Annotated in this window: 20 protein-coding genes; 13 read left to right on the top strand and 7 right to left on the bottom strand. The window is 72.9% G+C overall.

The window, feature by feature from the left end; genetic code table 11:
• Positions 1-92 precede the first annotated feature (92 nt).
• Both ACIBQZ_RS03415 and ACIBQZ_RS03410 read left to right on the top strand, forming a co-directional pair.
• Positions 93-869: an SAM-dependent methyltransferase gene (locus tag ACIBQZ_RS03415; protein WP_396087350.1), complete on the top strand. Its 777-nt coding sequence runs from the start codon at positions 93-95 to the stop codon at positions 867-869.
• Between the two features lie 17 nt (positions 870-886).
• Entirely contained in the window at positions 887-1762 is an 876-nt protein-coding gene (locus tag ACIBQZ_RS03410) for a helix-turn-helix domain-containing protein (RefSeq protein ID WP_396086839.1), read from the top strand.
• A gap of 71 nt (positions 1763-1833) precedes the next feature.
• On the opposite strand, the gene ACIBQZ_RS03405 is transcribed toward ACIBQZ_RS03410, so the two are convergent.
• Genes ACIBQZ_RS03405 through ACIBQZ_RS03390 form a run of 4 tightly spaced genes read right to left on the bottom strand, consistent with a single transcriptional unit; the run spans position 1834 to position 5982 of the window.
• The gene (locus tag ACIBQZ_RS03405; RefSeq protein WP_396086838.1) at positions 1834-4032 is read right to left on the bottom strand and encodes a carbohydrate-binding protein; all 2199 of its coding nucleotides are present in this window, start codon (positions 4030-4032) and stop codon (positions 1834-1836) included.
• A gap of 53 nt (positions 4033-4085) precedes the next feature.
• Complete coding sequence (locus tag ACIBQZ_RS03400) at positions 4086-4730, bottom strand: GntR family transcriptional regulator (RefSeq protein ID WP_396086837.1); 645 nt, start codon at positions 4728-4730, stop codon at positions 4086-4088.
• 28 nt (positions 4731-4758) lie between these two features.
• Entirely contained in the window at positions 4759-4941 is a 183-nt protein-coding gene (locus ACIBQZ_RS03395) for a hypothetical protein (RefSeq protein WP_396086836.1), read from the bottom strand.
• Between the two features lie 48 nt (positions 4942-4989).
• Positions 4990-5982 carry an ABC transporter substrate-binding protein gene (locus tag ACIBQZ_RS03390; RefSeq protein ID WP_396086835.1) on the bottom strand — a complete coding sequence of 331 codons (993 nt, stop codon included), beginning with the start codon at positions 5980-5982 and terminating at the stop codon, positions 4990-4992.
• Positions 5983-6135: 153 nt separating this feature from the next.
• Between ACIBQZ_RS03390 and ACIBQZ_RS03385 the strand changes: the two genes are divergently transcribed.
• Genes ACIBQZ_RS03385 through ACIBQZ_RS03360 form a run of 6 tightly spaced genes read left to right on the top strand, consistent with a single transcriptional unit; the run spans position 6136 to position 12247 of the window.
• A complete protein-coding gene (locus ACIBQZ_RS03385) occupies positions 6136-6834 on the top strand; it encodes a 4-carboxy-4-hydroxy-2-oxoadipate aldolase/oxaloacetate decarboxylase (protein WP_396086834.1) in 699 nt (232 codons plus the stop codon).
• On the top strand, positions 6831-7901 hold the full coding sequence (locus ACIBQZ_RS03380) for a PrpF domain-containing protein (RefSeq protein WP_396086833.1): 1071 nt from the start codon (positions 6831-6833) through the stop codon (positions 7899-7901). The genes ACIBQZ_RS03385 and ACIBQZ_RS03380 overlap by 4 nt, the downstream gene beginning before the upstream one ends.
• Entirely contained in the window at positions 7898-8860 is a 963-nt protein-coding gene (locus tag ACIBQZ_RS03375) for a VOC family protein (RefSeq protein WP_396086832.1), read from the top strand. The genes ACIBQZ_RS03380 and ACIBQZ_RS03375 overlap by 4 nt, the downstream gene beginning before the upstream one ends.
• Positions 8857-9636, top strand: a complete 780-nt coding sequence (locus ACIBQZ_RS03370; RefSeq protein WP_396086831.1) for a DUF1932 domain-containing protein — start codon at positions 8857-8859, stop codon at positions 9634-9636. The genes ACIBQZ_RS03375 and ACIBQZ_RS03370 overlap by 4 nt, the downstream gene beginning before the upstream one ends.
• The gene (locus ACIBQZ_RS03365) at positions 9633-10664 is read left to right on the top strand and encodes an amidohydrolase family protein (protein WP_396086830.1); all 1032 of its coding nucleotides are present in this window, start codon (positions 9633-9635) and stop codon (positions 10662-10664) included. The genes ACIBQZ_RS03370 and ACIBQZ_RS03365 overlap by 4 nt, the downstream gene beginning before the upstream one ends.
• Positions 10661-12247 carry a tannase/feruloyl esterase family alpha/beta hydrolase gene (locus ACIBQZ_RS03360; protein ID WP_396086829.1) on the top strand — a complete coding sequence of 529 codons (1587 nt, stop codon included), beginning with the start codon at positions 10661-10663 and terminating at the stop codon, positions 12245-12247. The genes ACIBQZ_RS03365 and ACIBQZ_RS03360 overlap by 4 nt, the downstream gene beginning before the upstream one ends.
• 9 nt (positions 12248-12256) lie before the next feature.
• On the opposite strand, the gene ACIBQZ_RS03355 is transcribed toward ACIBQZ_RS03360, so the two are convergent.
• Positions 12257-12997, bottom strand: a complete 741-nt coding sequence (locus ACIBQZ_RS03355; protein WP_396086828.1) for an SDR family oxidoreductase — start codon at positions 12995-12997, stop codon at positions 12257-12259.
• Between the two features lie 730 nt (positions 12998-13727).
• Here ACIBQZ_RS03355 and ACIBQZ_RS03350 point away from each other — a divergent pair.
• The gene (locus ACIBQZ_RS03350; protein WP_396086827.1) at positions 13728-14126 is read left to right on the top strand and encodes a DUF1992 domain-containing protein; all 399 of its coding nucleotides are present in this window, start codon (positions 13728-13730) and stop codon (positions 14124-14126) included.
• A 79-nt stretch (positions 14127-14205) separates the two neighbouring features.
• Here ACIBQZ_RS03350 and ACIBQZ_RS03345 read toward each other — a convergent pair whose 3' ends face one another.
• Entirely contained in the window at positions 14206-15738 is a 1533-nt protein-coding gene (locus ACIBQZ_RS03345) for a DUF6114 domain-containing protein (RefSeq protein ID WP_396086826.1), read from the bottom strand.
• Positions 15739-15821: 83 nt separating this feature from the next.
• Positions 15822-16457, bottom strand: coding sequence for a DUF6230 family protein (locus ACIBQZ_RS03340; RefSeq protein ID WP_396086825.1), 636 nt, complete (start codon positions 16455-16457; stop codon positions 15822-15824).
• 409 nt (positions 16458-16866) lie between these two features.
• On the opposite strand from ACIBQZ_RS03340, the gene ACIBQZ_RS03335 reads away from it, so the two are divergent.
• The 4 genes from ACIBQZ_RS03335 (at position 16867) to ACIBQZ_RS03320 (ending at position 23670) form a co-directional block, all read left to right on the top strand.
• A complete protein-coding gene (locus tag ACIBQZ_RS03335; RefSeq protein WP_396086824.1) occupies positions 16867-18477 on the top strand; it encodes an ATP-binding protein in 1611 nt (536 codons plus the stop codon).
• 1 nt (position 18478) lies between these two features.
• Positions 18479-20398: an ATP-binding protein gene (locus tag ACIBQZ_RS03330; RefSeq protein ID WP_396086823.1), complete on the top strand. Its 1920-nt coding sequence runs from the start codon at positions 18479-18481 to the stop codon at positions 20396-20398.
• A gap of 99 nt (positions 20399-20497) precedes the next feature.
• Positions 20498-21106, top strand: a complete 609-nt coding sequence (locus ACIBQZ_RS03325; RefSeq protein ID WP_396086822.1) for a hypothetical protein — start codon at positions 20498-20500, stop codon at positions 21104-21106.
• A 137-nt stretch (positions 21107-21243) separates the two neighbouring features.
• A complete protein-coding gene (locus tag ACIBQZ_RS03320) occupies positions 21244-23670 on the top strand; it encodes a glycogen/starch/alpha-glucan phosphorylase (protein ID WP_396086821.1) in 2427 nt (808 codons plus the stop codon).
• Positions 23671-23711 lie beyond the last annotated feature (41 nt).

Raw genomic sequence — 23711 nt, 5'->3', positions numbered from 1 at the left:
TGCGATCGATGGGCGGTTTATGCTTGCGCCGATCATTACGGCGTGGTTCCGCTCGAGCAAGGGATGTGCACGTGGCTGACGGCCAGCAGGAGATGCCCAAACTGGACACCACCGTCCCGCAGACGGCCCGCATCTGGAACCACCTGCTCGGTGGCAAGGACAACTTCGCCGTGGATCGCGAGGTGGGCGACCAGATCATCGCCAACCTGCCGCAGCTCGCGGAGAACGCCCGGCTGTCCCGCGCCTACCTGGCCCGCGCCGTGCGATACCTGGCCGGCGAGGCGGGCGTGCGCCAGTTCCTCGACATCGGCACGGGCCTGCCCACCGCCGACAACACCCACGAGGTCGCCCAGCAGGTGGCGCCGGAGTCCCGGATCGTCTACGTGGACAACGACCCGCTGGTGCTTGCGCACGCCCGGGCGCTGCTGACCACGAGCCCCGAGGGTGCCACCGACTACATCGACGCCGACCTGCGCGACTCCGACACGATCCTGCGCGAGGCCGCCCGGACGCTCGACCTGAGCAAGCCGGTGGCCCTGTTCCTGATGGGCATTCTCGGTCACATCGAGGACGACGCCGAGGCCAAGTCGATCATCGGCAAGATCATGTCGCGGCTCGCCTCCGGCAGCTACCTGGCGATGTACGACGGCGCCGACACCAGCGAGGCCAACAACGAGGCCGTCCGGATCTGGAACATCTCCGCCAACCCGAAGTATCACCTGCGCAGCGCCGCCCGCATCGCCGGCCTCTTCGAAGGCCTGGAGCTGGTCGAGCCCGGCGTGGTCCCGGTGACCCGGTGGAAGCCGGAGCCGGGTGCGGAGGACGCGCCGGAGATCGACCAGTACTGTGCGGTCGGCCGCAAGCCCTGACAACGACGGGACCACCAGTGACAACGGCGCAGAACGACGGGCCCACGGTCCGCCGGTTGCAGCTCGGCGCCCGGCTGCGCAGCCTGCGCCAGGCCAAGGGGGTCACCCGCGACCAGGCGGGCTACGAGATCCGCGCCTCCGAGTCGAAGATCAGCCGGATGGAGCTCGGCCGGGTCAGCTTCAAGGAGCGCGACGTCGTCGACCTGCTCAAGCTGTACGGCGTAGACGACCCGGGCGAGCGCGAGCGGCTGCTCACGCTGGCCCGGGAGGCCAACACCCCCGGGTGGTGGCACTCGTACGGCGACGTGCTCAGCACCTGGTTCCAGAACTATCTGGACCTGGAGCAGGCCGCCGAGCTGATCCGCACGTACGAGATCCAGTTCGTGCCGGGTCTGCTGCAGACCGACGCCTACGCCCGTGCGGTCATCACGCTCGGGCACGGCACCGCCACGCCGGAGGAGATCGACCGCCGCGCCGACCTGCGGATGGCCCGCAAGCAGATGCTCCAGCGCGACGAGTCGCCGCGGCTCTGGGCGGTGCTCGACGAGGCTGTGCTGCGCCGCCCGATCGGCGGCAAGGAGGTGCTGCGCGAGCAGATCGAGTCGCTGCTGGCGATGTGCGCGCAGCCCAGCGTCCGGCTCCAGGTGATCCCGTTCGAGTCCGGCGGGCACGCTGCGGCCGGCGGTGCGTTCACCATCCTGCGCTTCCCCTATCCCGACATGCCCGACGTCGTCTACCTCGAGCACCTGACCAGCGGCCTGTACCTGGACAAGCGCGAGGACGTCGACCAGTACGCCGCCGCGATGGGCCGGCTGACGATCGAGGCGGAGCCGCCGGCCCGGACCCCCGATCTGCTCCGCAAGGCGCTGCGCGACCTCGACGCCTACCGATAGCCTTCAGCGGAGCCACCCGATGCCCGAGGGCGTCACCCGGATGCTGTGCGGCACCCGGATGACCGGCCCCGTCAGGCCGTCAGGCGCAGGTAGTCCAGGTTGAAGCCACCGGTCTCGCAGTACACCGTCACGAGCTGGTCGCCCGCGGCCAGCTCGACCGGCACGTGCACCGACTGGTACGCGGCCCAGCCGCCGGTGTCCGGCACCGACGCCGTGGCCAGCACGGCCCCCGCGGCGTCGCGCAGGGACACCGCGTCGGCGGCCACCGCACCGGTGCCGTTGGCCACCCGCAGCTCCAGGTCGTACCGTCCGGCCGCGGCCACGTCCACCCGGTAGGTCAGCCAGTTGCCGGGCGCGGTCCAGCCGATGTTCTTCCCGCCGCTGGCGGCCGGGTTGTTCTCCACGAACGACGCGCCGCCCTCGGTCCAGCCGTGCTGCGAGGTGTACGACTCCGCCTCGATCGTCTCGCCCACCGGCGCGCCGTGCGGGCGCACCGTGACGTGCACGGTGACCCGGTCGGCGGCGGCCCCGTCGGTGACGAAGAACGTGAGGTCCTGCTCGCCGGCCACCGTCGGGTGGATGGTCACCAGCCCGGTGGTGGCGTCGACCGTCACGCCGTCGGGCAGGTCGGTCGCGTAGTAGCCGAGCCGGTCGTGGTCCCGGTCGCGCGCCGACAGCCGGAAGCGGGTGGTGCCGTACTGGTCGGCGACCACGGCCGGCACGTCGCGCAGCACCGGCGCGTGGTTGTGGTGCGCCGACGGCACGTCACCCCACCAGCGGTACGTGGCGAACGAGTGCGCCGGCACCGTCGCGGTGAACGACTCACCCCCGAGCACGACCCGGACGGTACGGCCGGCGCCGGTGCTGTTCGCCAGCACGGCCACGAAGCCGTCGCCGCGGTCGCGGAAGACCACGTTGCTGACGCCGCCGGCAGCCGCGCTGGACGCCACCCGGACGTGCTGCGGCCCGAGGTAGCGGGCGAACTGCCCGATGGCGTACAGCTCGTCGCGGACGGTGAACGTCCGCGCGGTGGTGTCCACCTTGACCAGCCGGTCCGGCCACCTGGTGGTACGGCCGATCTCCGCCCAGTCCACATTGTTGTCCCGCGACGGCGTCCAGTGCAGCGTCCCGCCGTCCTGGTCGGTCGCCTGCGCCCACAGCACGTACGACGAGGCGTCCAGCCGCAGGTAGCTCAGGATCGTGGCGGGGGACAGGTCGCTGGTCTCGGTCAGGTGCACCGGCTTGCCGGTCTGCTCGTACGCGTCCCGCAGCACCGTGGGGTCACCCCAGTACGGATGGAACGCGATGGCGTCGGCGGCCTCCCGGGCCCGCGGGTCGTCGAGGATCCGGTGGTAGTTCTTGGTCGCGGTGCTGTTCGGGTCCCGCCAGTCCCAGAAGTTGAAGTCGTGCACGTAGAGCCGGGTGCGGGGCAGCTCCCGCTTGATCGCGACCGCCAGCCGCTGCTGCTGGTCGATGCTGATGTCCATGGCCGGGTAGACGACGTCCATGCCCGGCTCGTTGAGCAGCGTCAGCGCGTCGACCGTGATCCCGTGCGCCGCGTACGCCCGCACATATGCGGCGTAGTAGCGGGCGAAGACGTCGATCGCGTCGTCACGCAGCTTGCCCACCTGGTAGTACTCGGTGGTGCTGCCCGGCTTGAGGGCGACCTCGCCGGTGAACCGGTTGTTGGTCTTCATCCAGGCCGGCGCGCTCCACGCGGACGCCAGGAAGGTGGCCTTCGGGTTGTACCGCTGGATCAGCTTGACGGTGTCGATGATGTGCGCGTCGATGTCGCGCTGGATGGAGAAGTACCGGAGTCCGAAGTCCTCGGTCACGCCGGCCGGCAGCTCGTCGTAGGACCAGAACGGCAGGTGCTCGATCAGGTCGGGGCTGCCGATGGTGAGCCGGAACCGGTCCAGGCCCGCGCCGGTCACCGGGTCGACCAGCAGCCGGACGGCGCGGTCGCGCTCGGCGGGGGTGAGCTTCCACAGGTTGGAGACGCTCGTCTCGTCCAGCGAGAAGCCGATGCCGGTGTAGCGCTGCCGTTCCCGGCTCGGGTCGATCACGACGGTCGCGTCGGTGGCGCCGCCCCGGTCAGGTCCGGTGTGGACGGTGGGTAGCGGCTGCCACGGTTGCGCGGCGCCGGCCGAATAGGTGCCGGTCACGACGCTGCCGCGGCCGGGCCGGCCGGCCGCGGCGGGCAGGCCGGCGGCGAGCACTGTGCCTGCGGCTGTCACGACGGCGAGCGCCGCGCGGATGGATCGCCTCACGAGGCCTCCTGGGGATGAGGGGAGGGGTTTATCGCAAGGTGACTTTACTGTTTCTAGAGGGCCGTCCGGGAGGTCAGCGAGGTGGCGAACCGGACCAGCGCGTCGATCACACTGGTCAGGTGGGCCCGCATGGCAGCCTCGGCCGCCGCCGGGTCGCGGGCGCAGACCGCCTCGATGACGGCCAGGTGCTCGGGCAGGGACACCGACGGCCGCCCGGGCACCAGCGAGAGCCGGAACTGGTGGCGCACCATCTGCCCGTTCAGCTGCTCGATGATCTTCGTGGCGGACGAGTGCCGGGCGATGGCCCGGACGGTGGCGTGCAGCTGGGCGTTGAGCTCGGAGTAGCGCAGCATGTCCGCCCGCTGCACGACGGCGGTCATCTCAGCGCCCAGGGCCCGCAGCTCCGCGATCTCGGCGTCGGTGATCCGTTCCGCGGCGCGCGCGGCCGCCAGCCCCTCGACCGCACGCCGGATCTCGGTGATCTCGATCGCCTCGTCGACGGAGATCTCCCGGACCCGGGCGCCGCGGTTGGGCTGGAGCTCCACCAGGCCCTCGTTGGCCAGCGTGGTGAGCGCGTTGCGGAGCACGAACCTGCTGGTGGCGTACCGCTCGACCAGCTCGGTCTCGATGAGCCGCTGGCGGGGCGCGAACTCCCCGCGCAGGATGGCCGCCCGCAGCTCGGTCAGCACGTCACTCATGACCTCAGTGCTCCTCGTCGTTGAAGGGTCATCGTAGGCACCGGTCACCGCGGGTCCGGCCGGTGGCCCTGCTTCGCGTGCTGGACCAGCTCGTACACCAGGTCTGCGCGACGGCGCCCGAGCTCTGCGCCACGCCGATGGCGCAGCCCAGCCCGGGCACCCCGATGGTGGAGGCGGTGACGGCCCGCAGGAACGGCACGCTGCCGATCACGGGCCGGCCGGTCGACGGCCGGTACGGGCGCGGTCGCGAGGGTGCTCGTCACGGCAGCAGCGTGCCGAGATCCGGCTGCTGGGTGAGCAGCCCGTCCTGGGTGGCCAGCTCGGCCAGCAACTGCACCGACTCGCGGTCGACCGCGGCCGGCCATCGCGGCAGGACCAGGCTCTGCTGCACCGCGGGCTCGATCTTGGTGTACGTGGCCAGCGTTGCCCGCGCCTGGTCGGGGTGGGCGCCCGCGTACTCCAGGGATTTGGTCATCGCCGCGGTGAAGCCGCTGACCACCTTGGGGTGCTCGGTCGCGTACCGCTGCGCGGTGAAGTACATGCCGACGGTGAGGTCGGGGTCGGTGCCCGCGTAGTTCGAGGCCACCTGGCGGTCGCCCTGCCCGGTGGCGATGGTCAGGAACGGCTCGACCACCTGGCCGGCGTCCACGTCACCCTTGGCCACCGCCGGGACGATGTCGGGGAACGCCAGCTCGACGTACTGGATGGTGGACGGGTCGCCGCCGGCGTCGCGGACCACCTTGTTTACCGTCGTGGTGTTGATGTTCTTCAGCGTGTTGACCGCGACCTTCTTGCCGGCCAGGTCCTTGGCGCTGCGGATCGGGCTGCCGGCCTTGACGATCACCCCGCCGAAGTCCTTGCCCGGCTCGCCGGTGGAGGCCACGCCGGACGCGACCACCTTCAGCGGCAGCCCCTTGGAGGTGGCCAGCAGCAGCGAGGTGGTGTTGCTGAAGCCGAACTGGTACTGCCCGCTGACCACGCCGGGCACGATCGCCGCGCCGCCCTGGGCGGTCTCGAGGGTGACCTCGAGCCCCTCGGCGGCGAAGAAGCCCTGCCGGACGCCGAGGTAGATGGGGGCGACGTCGACGATCGGGATCACCCCGATCTTGACCTTGGTGGTGCCGCCGTCCGCGGCGTCGTCCGGGGTGTCCGAGCCGCAGGCGCCGGCCAGCAGGACGGTCGACAGGGTGAGCAGGCAAGCGGTGAGCCGTCGGCGCCGGGTCCGGCCGGCGGGGGCGGGGGGTCGGGTCATGAGGTCCTCCAGGGAGACGGGCCGATGAGCGGACGCTACAGAGATTGTCAACAATTGTGAAGCCAATCTTGGCCACGACTTGTAACGTGCCGAAACATTGTTGACAATCCTGTTGACCCCTGGATACGGTCGGCTCCCATCCGAGGAGGACCGATGACGTCCGTCGATTCCCACTACGTCGTCCGCCGCGTCGACCGGGCCGATCCGGCGACCATCGCGGCCCTGCGTGAGGCGGGCGTCGCCACCGGGCACGAGGCCGCGGGCCGCACCGGCCTGCTCGGTCCCGCGGTCCAGCCGCGTCAGACCGGCGTCACGATTGCCGGCTCCGCGATCACCGTCTGCTGCCCGCCCGGGGACAACCTGATGATCCACGCGGCCGTTGAGGTGTGCCGGGCCGGCGACGTGCTGGTGGTGACCACAACCTCGCCGTCGACCGACGGCATGGTCGGCGACCTGCTGGCCACCTCGCTGCTGGCCCGCGGGGTCGCCGGCCTGGTGATCGACGCCGGGGTCCGGGACGTCGCCACGCTGCGCGAGATGGGCTTCCCGGTGTGGTCGCGCGCCGTGCACGCCCAGGGGACCGTCAAGGCCGGCCCCGGCTCGGTCAACGTGCCGGTCGTCGCCGCTGGCCGGCTCGTCCGCCCCGGCGACATCGTGGTCGCCGACGACGACGGCGTGCTCGCCCTGCCGGCGGCCCGGGGCGTGGCGGTGGCCGAGGCGGCGGCGCAGCGGCTGGCGAACGAGACCGTCAAACGCGCGAAGCTCGCCGCCGGCACGCTCGGGGTCGACATGTACCACCTCCGTCCCCTGCTCGCCGAGCTGGGCGTGCGGTATGTGGACCGGCTGCCGTGAGCGACGACGACGGGATCCGCTGCATGCAGTTGCGCGGCGGCAGCTCCAAGGGCGCGTACTTCCTGGCCGCGGACCTGCCCGCCGACCCGGCCGCGCGCGACGACCTGCTGCTGCGCGTGCTGGGCTCCCCGGACGACCGGCAGATCGACGGCATCGGCGGCGGGCACCCGCTGACCAGCAAGGTGGCGGTCGTCGGGCCGTCCGCCGGCCCGGGCGCCGACGTCGACTACCTCTTCCTGCAGGTGGTGCCGGACCGGGCGATCGTCACCGACGCGCAGACCTGCGGCAACCTGCTGGCCGGGGTCGGGCCGTTCGCGATCGAGCGGGGCCTGGTCGCGGCCACCGGCGAGGTGACCGCGGTGCGCATCCGCATCCAGAACCCCACCGTCAGCGTCGCCGTCGCGCACGTCCGCACCCCCGGCGGCCGGGTCCGGTACGCCGGGGACACCGTCATGGCCGGCACGCCGTTCCCGGCCGCGCCGATCCCGATCGAGTTCCCCGGCGACGGCCGGCCGGTCTTCCCCACCGGGCGCCTCGTCGACCGGTTCGCCGGGTTCGACGTCACCTGCGTGCACGCCGGCATGCCGGTGCTGCTGATCCGCGCCGCCGACCTCGGCCTCGCCGGCGACGAGCCGCCGGAGGTCCTCGAGGCCGACGCCGGGTTGCGGACGGCGGTGGAGGCGATCCGCCGCGCTGCCGGGCCCGCGATGGGGCTCGGCGACGTCGCCGGCACCACCGTTCCGAAGATCAGCATCGTGTCCCCGGCCCGGCACCGCGGCACGGTCACCACCCGGACGTTCATCCCGCACCGGGTGCACGCCGCCATCGGGGTGCTGGGCGCCGTCTCGGTCGCCGCCGGGGTGCTCGCCCCCGGCACCGTCGCCCACGCCGCCGGAGCAGCCGGGCCGCTGGTCCGCATCGAGCACCCGACCGGCACCTTCGAGGTGTCCCTGGAACTCGACGGCGCCGGCCCGCTGACGCGGGTCCGCACCAGCGCCGTCGTGCGTACCGCCCGCAAGTTGGCCGACGGCCTGGTGTGGCCGCGCAGTGGAAAGGCAACCGGATGACCAGCGCGCACGACCCCGACCGGCGTCGGGACATCGCCCACGTGGGACCGATCGAGCTCCGCACCCCCGTGCTGGAGGAGTCCCGGGACTTCTTCGTGAACGTGATGGGCCTGCGCGAGGTGCACCGCGACGACACCTCGGTCTACCTGCACACCTGGGACGACTACCAGTCGTGGACGGTCCGCCTGGTGCGGTGGGGGACGGCCGGCGTCGGGCGTACCTATCTGCGGGCCGCGAGTCCCGAGGGCATGCGGCGGCTCGCGGCCGGGCTCCGCCACACGGTCGTGTCCGATGTGTACCGCCTCGGCGACGTGGTGCTGTTCCAGGATCCGGACGGCCACGAGTTCGGCCTGTACTGGGACGTCGAGTGGTACACCGCCGACGACACCGACCGGCCCGCGCTGAAGAACCAGGCCGCGGCGTACCCCGGGCGGGGCGCGAACCTGCGGCGGCTGGACCACGTCAACTACCTGACCGCCGACGTGCCGGGGACCGCGGCCTTCCTCGGCGAGGTGCTGGGCGCCCGGTGCACCGAGCAGATCGTCAAGGACGACGGCAGCCCGCAGGCCGTCTGGTACAACCTCGGCAACAAGACCTACGACCTGGTCTACACCGAGGACTGGACCGGCAGCCGCGGCCGCCTGCACCACATCGCCTTCGCCACCGACACCCGCGAGGAGATCCTGCGCGCCGCCGACGTCTGCCTGGACGCCGGCGTGCACATCGAGACCGGTCCGCACAAGCACGCGATCCAGCAGACCTTCTTCCTGTACGTGTGGGAGCCCGGCGGCAACCGCATCGAGCTCTGCAACGCCGGCGCCCGGCTGATCCTGGCCCCCGACTGGCGCACGATCAGCTGGACCCGCGAGGAACGGGCCAAGGGCCAGGCCTGGGGCCTCAAGACGATCGACACCTTCCACACCCACGGCACCCCCGTCGTCCCGCCCGCCGGGTCATGACGATGCGGATCGCCGTGCTGGGGCTCGGCGAGGCCGGCGCGGAAATCGCCCGTGACCTCGCCGCGGCCGGCGCGGACGTCCGCGGCTACGACCCCGTGGTGGACCCGCCCGCCGGGGTGCACCCGCGCTCCGGCGACGCCGACGCCGTCCGCGACGCCGCCCTGGTGCTGAGCGTCACCAGCGCGCACGACGCCCTGCCCGCGCTGGAGGAAGCGTTGCCGGCCCTGCGGCCGGGGACGATCTGGGCCGACCTCAACACCGCGGCGCCCGCGGTGAAGACCGCGCTGGTGGACCGGCTCGCCGGCCGGGACGTGCCGGTCGTCGACGTCGCCCTGATGGCCCCGGTGCCCGGCCGTGGCCTGCGCACCCCGATGCTGGTGTCCGGCCCGGCCGCGGCCCGGTACGCCGAGATCCTCACCGGGTTCGGCGCCACGGTGACCGTCCAACCCGGACCGCCGGGCGAGGCCATCTCCCGCAAGCTGCTGCGCAGCGTCTTCTACAAGGGACTCGCCGCCGCGGTGGTGGAGGCGATGACCGCGGCCGAGGCGGCCGGCTGCGCGTCCTGGCTGCGCGGCGAGATCAGCGCGGAACTCGCCGGCTTCGACGGGCACACGATCGACCGGCTGATCACCGGCACCGCCCGGCACGCGCGGCGCCGCGCCGACGAGATGAGCGCGGCCGCCGAGCAGCTGGACCGCCTCGGCGTCACCCCGCGCATCGCCGCCGCGGCCCGCGATCTGCTGATCGAGCGACGAGACCAGGGGACCCGGCCATGATCATCGACTGCCACGGGCACTACACGACCGCGCCGGCCGCGCACCCGGCCTGGCGGGAGGCCCAGCTGGAGGCGGTCGCGGCCGGGCGCCGGGCGCCGGCGTACCCGCGGATCTCCGACGACGAGATCCGCGCGTCGGTCGCCGGCAGCCAGCTGCGGCTGATGGCCGAGCGCGGCATCGACCTGACGATCTTCTCGCCCCGCGCCTCCGCGATGGGCCACCACGTCGGCGACGAGGCGGTCAGCGGCGCGTGGACACGAGCCTGCAACGACCTCGTGGCCCGGGTGGTCCGGCTGCACCCCGGCCGGTTCGCCGGGGTCTGCCAGCTCCCGCAGTCACCCGGGGTCCCGATCGGGCGGTCGCTCGCCGAGCTGCGCCGCTGCGTCACGGAGCTGGGCTTCGTGGGCCTCAACCTCAACCCCGACCCCAGCGGCGGGCACTGGACTGCGCCGCCGCTGACCGACCCGGGCTGGTTCCCCCTGTACGAGGCCATGGTCGAGCTGGACGTCCCGGCCATGGTGCACGTGTCCGCGGTGACCAACCCGAACTTCCACGCCACCGGATCGCACTACCTCAACGCCGACACGACCGCGTTCATGCAGCTGCTCCAGTCCGACCTGTTCCGGCGGTTCCCCGGGCTGCGGCTGATCATCCCGCACGGTGGCGGCGCGGTGCCGTACCACTGGGGACGCTTCCGTGGCCTGGCCGACATGCTGGGCCGGCCGCCGCTGGAGGAGTCGGTGCTGGGCAACGTCTTCTTCGACACCTGCGTCTACCACCAGCCCGGCATCAACCTGCTGCTCGAGGTCGTGCCGGTCGGCAACGTCCTGTTCGGCTCCGAGATGGTCGGCGCGGTGCGCGGCGTCGACCCGCGGACCGGCCACCACTACGACGACACCCGGCGGTACGTCGACGCCGTGCCGCTCACCCCCGGTGACCGGGCGCAGGTCTACGAGGCCAACGCCCGGCGCGTGTATCCCCGACTGGACGCCGTACTCCCTTCGCCTGAGGAGGTCACCTCCCGATGAGACCGCTCACCCTCGCCGCCGGCCTGACCCTCGTCCTCACCATGACCCTGACCACCGGCCTGCCCGCGAGCGCCGTGCCGGCCGGGGCCGCGCCGCCGTCCGGCCTCGCCGATCTGCCCGCCGTCGCGCCCGTCCTGAGCTGTGCCGACGTGCCGGGGCTCCGGCTGGACGGCGTCACCATCAGCTCCGCCGCCGTGGTCAGCACCGGGGCGCCGGCGCCCTACTGCGAGGTCCGCGGCACCATCGCGCCCGCGAACACGATCGTCCTGCGGCTGCCGGTCCACGGCTGGACCCAGCGGTACGTGCAGACCGGCTGCGGCGGGCTCTGCGGCACCGCGGTCATCAACTACGGCCAGGCGGCGTCCTGCCCGCCGATCGCGGACGGCACCGTCGCCGGCGCCACCACCGACATGGGCCACCAGGGCCGCAACGACGGTTCGTGGGCGGCGGGCAACCCGCAGGCGCAGATCGACTTCGCGTACCGGGGTGTGCACGTGACCGCCCAGGTGGCCAAGGCGATCATCACCGCGTTCTACGGGCGGCGGCCGGCGTACTCGTACTTCACCGGCTGTTCCGACGGCGGCCGCGAGGGGCTGATGGCGGCGCAGCGCTACCCGGGTGACTTCGACGGCATCGCCGCCGGTGCGCCGGCCAACAACATGGCGGTGCAGAACACCTTCCACCACGCCTGGAACGTGCTGGCGAACAAGGACGCCGCCGGGAACTTCATCCTGCTGGCCGGCAAGCTCCCGCTCGTCCACCAGGCCGTGCTGGCCGCCTGCGACCGCCTCGACGGGCTGACCGACAGGCTGCTCGGCGACCCGCGGCTGTGCCGCTTCGACCCGGCGAGCATCGTCTGCCGGGCCGGCCAGGACGTCACGACCTGCCTGACCGCGGCCGAGGCGACGGTGGTCCGGCGCCTGCACGACGGCGCGACCGACGCGCGCGGGCGCCGGCTGGAGGTCGCCGTCAGCCACGAGTGGGGCTCGGAGCTGGAGTGGACCCTGTTCGTGCCGGCGGCTCAGGGCCAGCCGGTGGCGAGCGAGATGTTCGCGCTGTCGTACCTGCGCTACCTGGCCGAGCCGAACCACCCGCGGCCGGAGTACCAGCTCAGCGACCTGGCGTTCACTGTGGAGTCGTTCTGGCGTACCGTGCTGCCGTCGTCGACCTACCTCGCGGCGATGGACCCCGACCTGCGGGCGTTCCAGCGCGGCGGCGGCAAGCTGCTGCTCTGGCACGGCTGGAACGACCAGCACATCGCACCCCGGTCGACGCTGGCCTACTACGACGCCGTCCGCGCGACGATGGGCGCCGCGACCACGGACCGCTTCGCCCGGCTCTACCTCTTTCCGGGGCTCGCGCACTGCGGCGGCGGCGCCGGACCGGACACCTTCGACGTCCTCACCCCGGTGATGGCCTGGGTGGAGACCGGCCGGCGGCCCGGCCGGATCGCCGGGACGAGCGCCCTGCCGGTGGCCCGGGTCGACACGAGCTGGGTCGGGCAGGGCCTGTACTCGTCCGGCTATCAGACCTGGCCCCGGGCGGCCGGCGGAAAGCTGGTGATCCCGCCGCCGCGCCGGTGACGACCGCGGTCAGCTCTGCTGCTGCATCGACCAGAGCTGCCAGACGGTGGTCCGGACCGAGCGGGGCTGCTCGAGCACGGACCGGATCGCGTGCGCCACGTCCTGCGGGCGCAGGTAGTCGTCGAGCTCCGGGGAGCCCTCGGTGCGGCCCGCGCCGATCGCGAACTCCGTGGCCGTGCCCGCCGGGCAGATCAGCGTCACCCGGGTGCCCTCCGCGCGCAGTTCCCGGTCCAGCGACCCGGCCAGGCCCACCTGGGCGTGCTTGGTGCCCGCGTAGACGGCCTCGTCGGCGCCGCCGCGGAAGCCCGCCACCGAGCTGACGATCACCACGTCGCCGCCGTCGCCCTGCGCACGGAAGCGGCGCACCGCGGACCGGACGCTCCAGACCGTGCCCAGGTAGTTGGTCTCCACCATCTCGGTGAGCTGGTCGTCGGCCAGGTCCAGGATGCCGCCGTACGCGCCGATCCCGGCGTTCGCCACCAGCGTGTCGAGCCGGCCCCAGCGCTCCACGGCTGCGGCGACCAGGGCGTCGTTGTGGGCCGGGTCGCGCACGTCGCCGGCGACCGGCACGACGTTGTCCTTGCCCAGCTCGTCGACCAGCTGCTCGAGCCGCTGCTCCCGGCGGGCGCTCACCGCGACCCGGGCGCCCGCACCGACCAGCGCGTGCGCCGAGGCGGCACCGATACCGGCGCTGGCCCCGGTGATCGCGACGACGGTGCCGTCGAGGGAACGGGTGGGCGAGTACGGCATGGCAGCCTCCGAGCGGGACACGGGCAACAACACCCCACGCTACGCCGGGATCCGGCCGCCCACCCGGCGTCGCACCCGAACGCTCCACGAGAGCCTCCTGGCGCGTCCGCGCGGTGCCGGGACCGGCCGGTCCGCCGGGAGCACGGCGGGGGTTTGCGGGATCGGTGGGCTCTGGCCGGGCCATGGCGCCCAGGCGGGGTCCGGGCCGAACAGGCGCGCAAGTTCCGTCGCGCCGGTCGGGGTGACCCGGACCGCCCGGCCGGTGCCGATGCGGGTCACCCAGCTCCGGACCACCGGCTTCGCCCCCCCCCCCCCCCCCGGGGGGGGGGCGGCCGGGGGGGGGGGGGGGGGCCCCCCCGCCGGGCGGGGGGCGGGGGGGCGCCCGCCCCCCCGCCACCCGGGCCCCCCCCCCCCCCCCGGCCGGGGTGAGGGCGAAGCCGGTGGTCCGGGTGAGCAGCCCCGTGCGGTCCAGGGCGTCGGTGACCGCCATGCCGAGCCGCCCGGCCAGGTGGTCGTAGCAGGTGCGGCCCCGGGCCAGTGCCGCCGAGGCTGTGGCGGCGCGCGCAGGGTGCGGGCGGGTGCGGGCGGCGTTTCGGCCTGCCGGGGCCGGCCAGGCGCACGTACCGGTGGCGGCCCTGCCGTTGCTCGGTGAGCAATCCCGCCGCGACCAGCTTGTGCAGACGCCCGGTCGCGGTCGCCGGAGTTTCCCGGCCGATTTAGGATCGACGGCATGGCGAGCTGGTACGAGTCGCACGTCGACCGCAAGATCCGTGAGGCCCAGGAGCAGGGGCAGTTCGACGACCTTCCGGGCGCCGGCAAGCCGCTGAGCGACCACGGCCGGGAGTACGACGAGGACTGGTGGGTCAAGGACTGGCTGCGCCGCGAGGGTGCCACCGCCGGCGCCCTGCCGCCGACCCTGGCCCTGCGCCGCGAGGCCCAGGACCTGCGCGACAGCATCGACCGGCGGAGTTCCGAGGCGGACGTGCGCGCCTACGTGACCGGGCTCAACGAGCAGCTGCGCCGGGCGCGGGCCGGGCTGCTGGACGGTCCGCCGGTGCTGCTGCCGCCGATCGACGTGGAGGTCGCGGTCCGCGGCTGGCGGGAGCGTCGCGCCCGCAAAGCCGGCTGACCCGGGAGCGTCGCGCCCGCAAAGCCGGCTGACCCGGGAGTCAGGGAGGCCGCGGCCCCACCCGGCGGCAGCGCTACGGTCAGGCCCGTGGGCTGACCTTCAGGGGTGCGCCGGTGAGCGTGTCGCAGCGGACGAACGCCAGGTTGATCTTCACGTCGGTGAACCAGAGGACCGGCAGCGTCAGCGGCGGCGGTGACTCGGGGGTGAAGGTCACCGGGATGACGCCGAACAGCTTGCCCTTGAACTCGGGGGTGTAGAAGCGCACGGTGCCGTCGGTGGTCAGCTTCTTGCTCTTGATCACCGTGTCGAAGCCGCCGGTCTCGGGGATGGTCAGCGAGAACGGCTCGTTCACCGCCTTGTCCATGCTGAACCTCAGCGCGCTGAGCTTGCCCTTGGCGGTGTCGAGCTGGACCACGCCGTCGTAGGTGGAGTTGTACATCGTCAGCGAGGCGGTCTCCAGCGTGCTGCCCTTGCTGGAGACCTGCGGCACGTCGTCCGGGCCGGCCTGCTTGAAGACCCGCGGGCCCAGGCAGGGTACGTCCGGCAGGCTCGGCGTCGGGGACGGAGACGCCGAGCCTGCCGGGGTTCCCGGTGCGGGGGAGCCGGGCTTGCCGGACGGATCCGGCGCGGGGGAGGACGCACTCGGCGACGGGCCGGCCGAGGCGGTCGGATCGGGGGTGGCTTCCTCCTCCTTGTCGCCGATGCCCAGCAGGTCGCCGACGCCCTCGACGAACCCGTTCCAGCCGTCGACGATCGGGTTGCCGGTGCCCTGCTCGGCGTCGTCACCGGGGGACGCACTCGCCGACGCCGACGGCTTGCCGCTCGGCTTCGGCGTCTTCTTCGCGGCCTTGCGGCTCGGTGCCGGTTTCGCCGACGGCTGCCGGGCCGCCTCCTTCTTCGCGGCGGCGGCCGGGCGCGACGGCAGACCCTCCGGACACGTGGGGTCGGCGCGGGCCGGGGTGTGGCTGCCGGCGAGCAGCACGGCGGCGGTCATCGCCAGCGGGATCAGCGCGATGCCGAACGCCTTGCGGTGGATGCCGCTGCCGGGCGGTGGCTGCGGCGGTTCGCCGTCGCCGGGTGACTCCCGGGTGGACTCGGGCTGGGGTGCCGGGCGCAGGGGTGCGGTCGGCTGCTCGGGACCGCCGGGGAAGCCGGGCACGATTCTGGTGTCGGGGTCGTGCGGACGCTGCTCCGGGGGTGCGGCGGGCGCCTGCAGGTCGGACTCCTCGGGGGTCGGCGCCGCCGGTGCGGGGCGGGTGGGCGCCCAGGCGAGCACCAGCGCGCCGCCGATGATGCCGAGCAGCATGCCCAGGCCGAAGCCGCCGAGGTTGAGCCCGACCAGCGAGTAGACCGCGGTGAGCAGCCCGAGGATGCCGTAGAACAGGCGCTGGCCCGGGGAGACCCAGCTCAGCACCCCGGTCAGCACGAGCAGCAGCGGGAGCAGGTAGGACAGGAACCCCTCCGGGCCCATGTGCACCTCAAGATCGCCGAGGGTCAGGTTGGCGCTGAAGAACAGCTCCAGCCCGGCGATCAGGAGCAGCAGGCCGCCCCAGAAAGGCCTGCTTCGCCGCCAGCGGCGGAAGTCGCCGTCCGGCGTGTCGGTCGTGGCCACGTACTCCTCCAGAAGGTCGTGCTGGGCACCCCGGCATGGCCGAGGCCCGCGGCCGGTGAGCTCCGCGGGCCTCGGGAACTACCTCAGAAGCACTCCGGCGGGTTGCCGTCCTTGCCCGGGAAGTTGATCTTCAGGTTGAGTCCGGTCAGGGTGAAGGTGCCGGCCGTGGTGGAGACCGCGGTCTGCTTCAGGTCGGTGATCACCACGCGGGAGGCCTCCTGGCCGAACGCGCCGAGCTCACCCTTGGCCTCCGGGCCGCCCTGGCCCAGGGTCGAGGCGTCCTGGCCGATGTTGATGTCGGTGAACTCCGCGTTGCCGTTGAGCTCGGACATGCCGATCAGCAGGTTGGTCGCCTTGGCCGGGCTGTCGGGGTCGCGGCCGGCCCGGATGGTCAGGCTGATCGGCGAGCCGGGGGCCCGGACGGACTGGCACAGGTTGTAGAGCTTCGCCGAGGCGATCCCCGACATGGCGACCGGGACGTCCTGGTCACCCTTCTTGGCGGTCTCCTGCTTGCCGCCGTACTGCGAGAACCCGGTGCCGTCGAGCTTGTCGGCCGAGATCTTGAACGGCTGGCCGGAGATGGCGAACGAGGCGGCGAACGCACCGCTGGCCAGCCCGAAGACCAAGGCACCGGCGGCCACGGTGGGCACCGACACCGCCAGGGCGAAACGGCGCCAGTTGGTGCGACCGTACGCCGGATCGCCTTGCGCATCCTTCACGGATCCTCCTAGGGGGAACGTCCACGGCACCGACCGCAGCGCGCGATGACATGCAGGTCCGTCGATGCCGCCGTCTTGACGTGTCGGAAATGGTGCCTCCGTGTGCGGGTCAGGACAAGGGCCCTGGCTACCGGCCAGTAACCACACCGAAACAAGATCGATGACTGTGAGTAACCGTCGACCGGTCGGGGCGGGGTGAGATGCGTCGCAAAAGGACACATCGGGCGGCCTTCGCGGGTGTGACGGTCACCACATGTGCGCGGGCCGCCGACGTTACGGATACGTAACAACTCTCAGGAAGCTCACAGGCGTCGGCACTTCGCGTGCTTTATCCGTTGTTCAAGTCGTGGCAATAGCTGCCGAACTAGGTCACGAGGGCCGCATCCGTCGAGCCGGGAGGAACTGGCCAGTGGGCCGAGACGAGCAGCAGCGCCTGGCGGCGCTGCACGAGTACCGCGTGCTCGACGCGCCCGCCGACGACGAGCTGGAGGCCGTCGTCCGGGTCGCCGCGATGGTCGCCGGGGTGCCCACCGCGACGCTCAACCTGATCGACGAGAACCGGCAGTGCCAGCTCACCACCACCGGCTTCGCCGGCGGCGACTCCGCGCGCGCCGACTCGATGTGCGCCGTGCACTTCCAGGCCGGCGAGTTCGTCCACGTCCGCGACGCCGCCACCGACCCCACCTACCGGAACAACCCGTGGGTCACCGGGGTGCACGCCGAGGTGCGGTTCTACGCCTCCGCGCCGCTGGTCACCCCGCAGGGTCACGCGCTCGGCACGCTGTGCGTCTTCGACTCCGAGCCGGGCGAGCTGACCGGCGAGCAGATCGCCCGCCTCAAGGACCTGGCCGGGGTGATCCTGGCGCTGTTCGAACGCCGGCGGCAGGCGCGGATCAACGCCGAGCTGGCCGTCGAGGCCGAGGCCCGCCAGCAGTTCACCGACACCGTGCTGGACACCATCGACGTCGCGGTGGTCGCCGCCGACCCGGCCGGGCATCTGACCGTCTTCAACCGCACCGCCCGGGACTGGCACGGCCTGGACGCCGACCCGACGGTCGCGCCGGCCGAGTTCGCCGACCGCTACCGGCTCTTCCGCCCCGACGGTGTCACCCCGCTGCCCAGCGACGAGGTGCCGCTGCTGCGCGCGTTGCACGGCGGCGTGGTGCACGGCGCCGAGATGATCATCCGGCCGGACGGCCGGGAGCCGCGGCACGTGGTGGTCGGCGGTCGCGCCCTGACCACCGCGGAGGGTGTGCCGCTGGGTGTCGTGGCGGCGATGACCGACGTCACGGCCGACCGCCGCCAGCAGCGGGAGCTCGAGCTCGCGCACGCCGAGCTGCTGCGCTCCAACGCCGAGCTGGAACAGTTCGCCGCGGTGGTCAGCCACGACCTGGCCGCGCCGCTGGGCGTGGTCAACGGCTACCTGGAGCTGCTCGCCGACTACTACGCCGACGAGATCGACGAGCGGGGTCACACCTGGATCACCTCGGCGATGCGGGCGGTCGGCCGGATGCAGGCGCTGATCGACGCGCTGCTGACGTACGCCCGCGCGGGCAGCGGCCCGTGCCGGCGGGAGGGCGTCGCGCTCGGCGAGGTCGTCGACCAGGCCCTGCTGGACCTGCGCGACCGGGTCCGGGAGAGCGGCGCGACCGTGATCGTCACGCCGCCGGACGCCACCCTGACCGGCGACCCCACGCTGCTGCGTCAGCTGTTGCAGAACCTGCTCGGCAACGCCCTCAAGTACCGCGACCCGGACCGGGACTGCCGGATCCAGGTGTGCGCCCGGCGGGATGCGGGGGAGTGGGTCGTCGCGGTCACCGACAACGGCATCGGCATCCCGGCCGACCAGCGCCGCCGGGTCTTCGACATGTTCGCCCGGGTCCGCTCCGACGGCCGCGGCGGGCACGGGGTCGGCCTGTCGACCTGCGAGCGCATCGTCACCCGGCACGGCGGCCGGATCCGGGCCGCCGCCGCGCCCGGCGGCGGCACCGTCGTCTCCTTCACCCTGCCGGACGCCTGAGGTGGCCTCGGTCCGGGCCCGGGTGGATGCCGGCGTCGTCGTGGTCCTGTTGCTGTTCGCCGGCGTCGTGGTGACCCAGGTGGTGGTCAGCGACAGGCTGCAGACCAGGCACGAGCACCGGGTGGCCCGGGTCGAGGCGGCCCGGGACGCCAACAATGCGGTGCTGCAGCACCTGACCGACGCCGAGACCGGCGTGCGGGGGTTCCAGCTGACCGGCGACAAGGCCTTTCTGACGCCGTACGACCAGGGGCGGATCGGGGCGTACACCATGCTCGACGAGGCGGCCGAGCTGACCACGGACCCGACCGCGCTGCGGCTGCTCACCGCGGAACGGGCCGCCGCGTCGAAGTGGCTCTACGCGTTCGCGTACCCGGTGGTCAACGCCGGCGTCGCCGATCCCGGCTACTCCCGGACCCCCCGTGGCAAGCAGTTGTTCGACGAGATCCGGGCCGCGAACGCCGCGGTCGACCGGGCCATCCGCGCCGATCAGGCCCAGGTCGTCGCGGCCGACCGGCGGGCCGCCCGGCTCGCCCAGCTGTCGTTCGCGTTGCTCGCCCTGGCGGTCCTGGCCGTCACCCTGCTGCTCGCCTCCATCGCCCGCCGGCTGCTGCTGGCCCCGCTCGAGCACATCCGGACGATCCTGCAGCGGCTGGCCGCCGGCGAGCTGTCCGCCCGGGCGGAGCCGTCCGGGCCGGCCGAGATGCGCGCCGTCATCGGCATCCTGAACCGGCTCGCCGCCGAGACCGAGCGGCTGCTGGCCGCCGACGAGGCCCGGATGGCCCGTGCCGACCTGCGCCAGACCGTCGCGGTCGCGCTGCGGGAATCCGACGACGCCACCGGTACGGCGCGCCGGGTGGCCGAGCTCGTCGGCCGCGCGCTCGGCGCCGCCGCGGTGCACAGCAGGCAATCCATCGGCGCCCCCGACGAGGTCGACGTGTGCTGGCCCGCGGGCGCGCCGTCGCTGTCGTCGCGCACCGTACGGGACGTGCTGGCCGGACAGGCCGGCGAGGTGCGGGACGTGCCGCACGTCCGGGGCGGTCTGGCCGTGCCGATGGGCGGCGACGCGGACTGCCCACCGGGCCTGATCTACGTGGTGCGCCCCGAGCGGCCGGACTGGTCCGCCGACGAGCGACGCCTGCTCGCCGCGGTCGCCCGCGAGGTCGACCACGCCGTACGCCAGCTCCGCCTGCACCACCGCCAGGCCCAGCTGATCACCGAGCTGCGGGTGCTCGACGAGCGCAAGGACGCCTTCGTCGCCACCGTGACGCACGAGCTGCGCACGCCGCTGACCAGCATCCTGGGCTACACCGAGATGCTCACCGACGGTGACGGCGGTGACCTTTCGCCGCTGCAGCAGCGCGGGGTCACCGCGATCCTGCGCAACGCCCACCGGCTGAACGCCACGGTCGCCGACCTGCTGCTGCTGGACCGGGCCAACAACTCGGTGGGCGCCGCCGCGATCCGGGTGGACCTGGCCGAGATCGTCGCCGCCGTGCACGCCGAGTTCGAGGCGCCGGCCCGCGCCCGCGAGGTCGAGCTCACCGGCGCGGCGGCCCCGGTCTGGGTCGACGGCGACGCCCGGCAGCTGGAGCGGGTGCTGCGCAACCTGCTCGACAACGCGCTGAAGTTCACCGGACCCGGCGGGAAGGTCGGCTACCGGCTGCGCAGCGTGGGCGGCACCGCGGTGCTGACCGTCACCGACACCGGGATCGGCATCCCGGAGGCGGACCAGGCCGGGCTCTTCACCCCGTTCCACCGGGCCGCCAACGCGATGGACCAGGCGGTGCAGGGCTCGGGCCTGGGGCTGGCGATCGTCCGGAACATCCTCACCGAGCACGGCGGCGGCATCGTGGCCGAGTCGCGGCTGGGCGAGGGCAGCACGTTCACCGTGACGCTGCCCGCGGTCGAGCCGCCCTCCTGACCGCGCCGGGGCCCGCAACCGTCCGGCAACCGTACGCCGCACCGTTTCGCACCCGGGGCCGCCCAGGATGAGATCACCCCCGACAAAGGAGATTCTCCGATGCGAATGCGTCGTACTGCTGTTGCCGCCGCGCTGGCCGCCGGGATCGTCGTTCCCACGGTCGCCACGGCCGCCGTCGCCTTCGCCCAGCCGGCCACGAGCTCCGCCGCCGCCCAGCGTGCCACCGCGGCCAAGGCGGCACCCAAGGAAGCCAAGGCGCCCAAGCCGGCCAAGACCCGCAAGCCCGTCCGGACGCCGTTCGCCGCGACCGGCAAGGTCACCGCGGTCGACGCCGCGGCGGGCACCGTGACGGTGCTGGCCCGCGGCGGCACCAAGGACGTCCGCAAGAACACCGTCACCGTGACGGTGCCGGACACCGCGCGTGTCGTGGTGAACAGCAAGCGCACCACGCTGGCCACCGTCACGGTGGGCGCGAAGATCACCATCACCGGTACGCGCAGCGCCGGCGTCTACACCGCCGCCCGGGTGCAGGTCGCCCAGAAGCCGAGCCCCGTGGTCACGCCCAGCCCCACCCCGACCGTGGACCCCACCCCGACCGTGGAGCCCACGCCCACCGTGGAGCCCACGCCCACCGAGGTGCCCACCGACCCCACGCCGAGCACCAGCCCCATTCCGGACGCCGACCCCAGCGGGGAGCCGACGGTCTGAACTTCCGGCGACTTGTCCGCGTAACACCGTGAAACGCCCCGTTCCGCACCCCGGAGCGGGGCGTTTACGCTGACCGTCGATACTCCCCGTGAGACCGTCGAGAGACGGCGGATCACCGTCGGGGAGGGGACACTGCCGTGACCTATGTGACGTCGCATTCCGGCGACACGCCCGGCGACTTCGGGCGCGACCTGCTCAGCAATCTCTACTACCAGCGGGGCACGACCCTGGAGTCGGCGAGCGCCCAGGACGCCTACCACTCGCTCGCGCTGACCGTGCGGGACCGGCTGGTCGACCGCTACATCCGGACGGCCGCCGCGCACTACCGGGCCAACCCGCGCTTCATCTACTACCTGTCGGCCGAGTACATGCTGGGCAAGCAGCTGGACCAGAACCTGCTCTACTCCGGCACCGAGGAGTGCGCGCAGCGCGCGCTGGACGGGCTCGGGCTGTCGCTGCCCGACCTGGTCGGCCTCGACGTCGAACCCGGCCTCGGCAACGGCGGCCTGGGCCGGCTCGCCGCCTGCCTGCTGGACGCCATGGCGTCCCAGGACATCCCGGCGGTCGGCTACGGCATCCGCTACGACTTCGGCATCTTCAAGCAGGACTTCCAGGACGGCGGCCAGGTCGAGCGTCCCGACGACTGGACCTTCTACGGCAACCCGTGGGAGTTCCACGCCTCCGACGACCAGCAGACGGTCGGCTTCTACGGCCACACCGAGCCGCTGGACGGCGTCCGCAAGAGCTGGGTGCCGGGCGAGGTTGTGCTGGGCGAGCCCAGCCACATGCTGGTGCCCGGGTACGGGACCAGCACGGTCAACATCATCCGGCTGTGGAAGGCCCGCGCCGCCCGCGAGTCCTTCGACCTGTCCCGCTTCGGCGCCGGCCAGTACGGCGAGGCGGTCGAGGAGATCGTCCGCTCGGAGAACATCAGCAAGGTGCTCTACCCGGACGACAGCACCGAGCTCGGCCGCGAGCTGCGCCTCAAGCAGCAGCACTTCCTGGTCACCTGCGCGCTGCGCGACATCGTCCGGCGCTTCCGGCTGCGCAACAGCGACTGGGACGCCTTCGCCGGCAAGGTGGTCATCCAGCTCAACGACACCCACCCGGTGATGGCGATCGCCGAGCTGATGCGGATGCTGGTGGACGAGGAGGGCCTGGAGTGGGACCGGGCCTGGTCGATCACCCGGCGCACGTTCGCCTACACCTGCCACACCCTGCTGCCCGAGGCCCTGGAGACCTGGCCGGTGGCGCTGGTGCGGCGGCTGCTGCCCCGGCACATGGAGATCATCTTCCTGATCAACCACCTGTTCCTGCAGGAGGTGGCCGCCCGGTACCCGGGTGACGACGGCAAGCTGCGCGAGCTGTCGATCATCCAGGAGGGCGGCGAGCAGCGGGTCCGGATGGCGCACCTGGCCGTGGTGGGCAGCTCGGCGGTCAACGGCGTCGCGGAGCTGCACTCGCGGCTGCTGGCCGCCACCACCCTGCACGGCTTCGCCGAGCTGTGGCCGGGCCGCTTCCACAACATCACCAACGGCGTCTCGCCGCGCCGCTTCGTCCGGCTGGCCAACCCCCGGCTGTCCGCGCTGATCACCAAGCGGATCGGCGACGACGGCTGGCTGACCCACCTGGACCGGCTGTCCGAACTGGAGTCGGCCGCCGACGATCCGGCCTTCCGTGAGCAGTGGCGCGCGGTCAAGCGGCTCAACCGGGTGGACCTGGCCGAGCACACGCTGGCGGCGACCGGGGTGGCGATCGACCCGGACGCGCTCTGCGACGTGATGATCAAGCGGTTCCACGAGTACAAGCGGCAGCTGCTGCGGGTGCTGCACGTGATCGTGCTGTACCACCGGATCCGGCGTGGCGAGGTCGCGGGCGTGGTGCCGCGCACGGTCGTGTTCGGCGGCAAGGCGGCGCCGGGCTACGTCGCGGCCAAGCGGATCATGCGGCTGGCGAACGCGGTCGCGGACCTGGTCAACGCGGATCCGGTCGTCGCGCCGTACCTGAAGATGGTCTTCCTGCCGGACTACAACGTCTCCCGGGCCCAGCTGATCATCCCGGCCGCCGACCTGTCCGAGCAGATCTCGCTGGCCGGCAAGGAGGCCTCGGGCACCAGCAACATGAAGCTGGCCCTCAACGGCGCGCTCACCATCGGCACCCTGGACGGCGCGAACGTGGAGATCCTCGACCGGGTCGGCGCCGACAACTTCTTCCTCTTCGGCCTGGACATCACCGGGGTGGCGGCGGTCAGGGAGCGGGGCTACGAGCCGTGGGCGTACTACGACCGGGACCCGGAGCTGCGCGAGGTGCTCGACACGGTGGCCGGCTACGACAAGGAGATCGTGGACGACCTGCTGCACCGCGACGAGTACCTGACGCTGGCCGACTACCGGGCCTATGTGGACTGTCAGGACGCGGTGGCCCGGGCCTGGTCGGACCCGGAGAAGTGGACCCGCGCGTCCATCTTGAACACCGCGCGCAGCGGCTTCTTCTCGGCGGACCGCACGGTACGGGACTACTGCCGCGACATCTGGCACGTGACGCCGCTGCACCCGGACAGCTGAGGCCGCCGAGCCGGCGCGGCGTTGACCGGCTCTGCCACGAT

It is taken from the genome of Actinoplanes sp. NPDC049599 (genome assembly GCF_044465625.1).
GTDB lineage: Bacteria > Actinomycetota > Actinomycetes > Mycobacteriales > Micromonosporaceae > Actinoplanes.
The sequence above is the reverse complement of the archived record's forward strand: the minus strand, read 5'-3'. Positions and strand labels throughout refer to the sequence as shown.